This window comes from Bacillus sp. UNC437CL72CviS29 (assembly GCF_000482345.1).
Classification (GTDB): Bacteria; Bacillota; Bacilli; order Bacillales; family Bacillaceae_G; genus Bacillus_A; species Bacillus_A arachidis.
On record NZ_AXVB01000044.1, the window covers coordinates 1 to 3,179 of the forward strand.

Here is a 3,179-nt window from a genome sequence, read left to right on the forward strand (position 1 = left end):
GCATTGGTTATAAAACTCCTCAAGCAATAGAAGATCTAGCTAAAAAAGTAGCTTAGATTTAACTTTTTTGTGTCCAAAATATTGACTCAAATCCAATAGTATTTAAGATATTAATAGTATGTTGGTTTATAGAAAAACAATTAGGAAAATTATTATTCCAAAAATCTTGAATGTAATTGCGTGGCAATCTATATTTTGGTGGGAATTCATCAAAAAATGATTCCAAAACTTTTGTTTTATCACTATAGCCATAGCTTCTTTTATCATATTTTTTAAATTTTTGTAGCATTTCATCTTTTTCTGAAAATTTAATATCCTCATAACACTTTTCTAAAATCATTAAAAACATTTTATCTACTGCTTTATCCCTATTAAGTAAGGTATCATCTAAATCAAATAGCATTGCTTTATAACCTCTCAAATAACTTCACAGCCTTTCTCACATTATATAAATAATCCCTAGTTCGCACCTTCAAACTTTTGGTTTACCAAAAAACGTAATCTTCAACTATCGCGCCCGATAATTGAAGATAAGAAATACTGAGTTGTCAATTGGCAACCAGTTCTTAAAATCAAATTCATTTCTTTGTTAATCATTATGCAAAAATTTATTACAACGGGGTTGGAGCATTAATTAGTTGGTCAAAATTTATTTCTAAAAGTTGTCCTGCGTGAACTAAACCACTTCCAAAACCGTACATAAGAACTCGGTCTCCATTTTTGACTTTTCCTTCACGGATTCCAAGATCAAGAGCTAAAGGAATTGTAGCAGCAGAGGTATTTCCATAATTGACTAAGCTATAAAGGGTTTTTTCCAATGGGTATTCTAATTTTTCGCAAATTGGTTCTATCAATCTTAAGTTAGCACTATGGGGTATAAACCAATCAACTTGATCTAAACTCGTTTGCGTTTTTTCTAAAATCTTTCGTATACTATCTGGAATATTTCTTACAACCCATCGAAAAACTTCTCTACCATTTTGTACAAGGCATTGAGTATCGATTAACTCAATATCATTGACCTTTTTGGATAGTCCAGAACGATATACATGTTGTGCTCCTCTTCCATCACTTCCTAGATGAAATCCAATGAAACGGTTTGATTGTTCATCCCTTTCAACTAATACTGCACCAGCACCATCACCAAATAGAATACATGTACTTCTATCGGTATAATCCGTAATTTTTGAGATTGTGTCTGCTCCAATAACTAATACCTTTTTGTGTAGTCCAGAAGAAATTAAACTGTTTGCTGTATGCAATGCGTAAACAAATCCTGCACACGCTGCACTTAAATCTATAGCGCCTGTTTGGGGTATATTTAATTGATCCTGTATTATACTGGAAACAGATGGGAATGGAAAATCTGGTGTGCTAGTTGCCACAATAATCATATCTACATCTTCGACTTTTTTATTATATCTGTGCATTAAATCTTTTACAGCAGATACACATAAATCACTGGTAAATTCATCAGAACGAGTTATTCTACGTTCATGAATTCCTGTTCTTTGAATAATCCAATCATTATTTGTTTCAACCATTTGCTCAAGCTCAAAATTTGTTAATTTCTTTTCAGGTACATAGGTACCAATAGCTGTAATTCTTGCTTTTGACATCATTTGTTTCTCCCCCTTTACTATAATTACACTTAGTATTATAATCTAATATTAGTATCAGATACTAATACATGTCAATAATTTAAAATGAAAATACTGGTAATTAAATATCCGCTTGTGAAAATATAAAAAGGGAGAGGGATTCATGTTCAATACTCAACAAATTAAAGAAATTATTCCACATCGTTATCCGTTTTTATTAGTTGATCGTATTCTTGAAATAGAGGAGGGAAAACGCGCAGTTGGAATTAAAAATGTTACTGCTAATGAAGAGTGCTTTAATGGTCACTTTCCAGAATATCCAGTAATTCCAGGTGTTCTAATTGTAGAAGCGCTGGCACAAGTAAGTGCAGTTATTATGTTAATGAAAGATGAAAATCGAGGGAAAATTGGATTATTTGCTGGCATTGATCGTTGTCGTTTCAAGAAACAAGTTCATCCTGGAGATCAATTGCGTTTAGAAGTAGAAATGACAAGGATTCGTGGTTTGATTGCAAAAGCAAATGCTGTTGCCACGGTAGATGGAGAAGTTGTTTGTGAAGCAGAAGTCACGTTCGCTCTTTACAACAATAAGAAATCCTAAAGGATTATTATAATCTTTAAATTAATGGAGAAAAAACATATTTTAAAAGGGCTGTTTCCCTAAGTATTGTTGCTAATAGGAATCCCACTCCATGCCCGGCAACTTAAGCATTCGAAACGTCCAATGCCGATCAACCTAATAGAACGGGTTGCCCCCAAAACGATAAAAATGAACTTCGTTGCTACAAAAGACACAAAATTTTCGTTTTGGGGGCATTAAAAATTTTTAACCTGATGGCGATGTGGCGGTACCCCATGCCCATCAACTTAAGAAAACAGATCAATCCCAAAAAGAAAAAATGTGCTTCTTTGTTGCAAGTTAACATAAAACTTTCGTTCTGGCGGGCTCTATAAAATTTTTAGTTGACGAAAATACGTCAGCATCCTTATAGCAAAATCCAAGCGTACCGACAATTGCAAAAAGCTGGAGATTTTGCTGGTGTAGAATCCATTGGTACCCACACCATGCGTAAAACCTTCAGCTATTGGTTCTATAAACAAAAAATGAAACAAAAACATTTATGATAATTCGTTTTTCTTTAAAAAGTATAAGTCATTACGTAAAACTGGATTTACCTTTAATGATTTTGTTGAACAGCCAGCAATTAAATCTATAATTGCTAATCTTACAGATAAGTTTGTATTAGATTTGGGATGTGGAACTGGTCATTTTTCTATGTACTGTGTAGAAAATGGTGCCTTGAAAGTTATAGGAGTGGACATCTCAAGAAATATGATTGAACAAGCTGAAATGTATAACAAAAACGAAAAAATAGATTATATGTGTGTACCAATAGAAGAACTTAATTTGCCAAATCAAAAATTCGACTTAATAACAAGTTCTTTAGTTATACATTACATTGAAGATTACTCACATCTAATTAAGAAAATAAGAGGTCTGCTAAAAAATGATGGTGAGTTTATCTTTTCAACAGAACATCCAATAGTAACAGCTCGAAAGGAAATGAATAATTGGTT

Annotated in this window: 3 protein-coding genes and 2 pseudogenes; 3 read left to right on the forward strand and 2 right to left on the reverse strand. The window is 32.7% G+C overall.

From position 1 onward, the window contains the following. Positions 1-94: 94 nt before the first annotated feature. Together M014_RS27370 and M014_RS0120925 are read right to left on the reverse strand one after the other, a co-directional pair. Positions 95-403, reverse strand: a pseudogene (locus M014_RS27370) (HAD hydrolase-like protein); the annotation flags it as partial. A 208-nt stretch (positions 404-611) separates the two neighbouring features. Further along, positions 612-1,622 carry a ketoacyl-ACP synthase III gene (locus M014_RS0120925; protein ID WP_026593429.1) on the reverse strand — a complete coding sequence of 337 codons (1,011 nt, stop codon included), beginning with the start codon at positions 1,620-1,622 and terminating at the stop codon, positions 612-614. 142 nt (positions 1,623-1,764) lie between these two features. Here M014_RS0120925 and fabZ point away from each other — a divergent pair, with 142 nt between their 5' ends. The 3 genes and pseudogenes from fabZ to M014_RS27375 all read left to right on the forward strand — a co-directional run. Then, positions 1,765-2,202: a 3-hydroxyacyl-ACP dehydratase FabZ gene (gene fabZ, locus M014_RS0120930; RefSeq protein ID WP_026593430.1), complete on the forward strand. Its 438-nt coding sequence runs from the start codon at positions 1,765-1,767 to the stop codon at positions 2,200-2,202. A 383-nt stretch (positions 2,203-2,585) separates the two neighbouring features. Beyond that, positions 2,586-2,702: pseudogene (locus M014_RS29400) on the forward strand (tyrosine-type recombinase/integrase); the annotation flags it as partial. 16 nt (positions 2,703-2,718) lie between these two features. Further along, the coding region (locus M014_RS27375) for a class I SAM-dependent methyltransferase (protein WP_035415617.1) at positions 2,719-3,179 on the forward strand (461 nt) is incomplete at its 3' end.

Excerpts from the sequence above, each read along its gene's own strand:
- fabZ (WP_026593430.1), top strand. The coding sequence starts at position 1,765 with ATGTTCAATACTCAACAAATTAAAGAAATTATTCCACATCGTTATCCG.
- M014_RS0120925 (WP_026593429.1), bottom strand. The coding sequence starts at position 1,622 with ATGATGTCAAAAGCAAGAATTACAGCTATTGGTACCTATGTACCTGAA.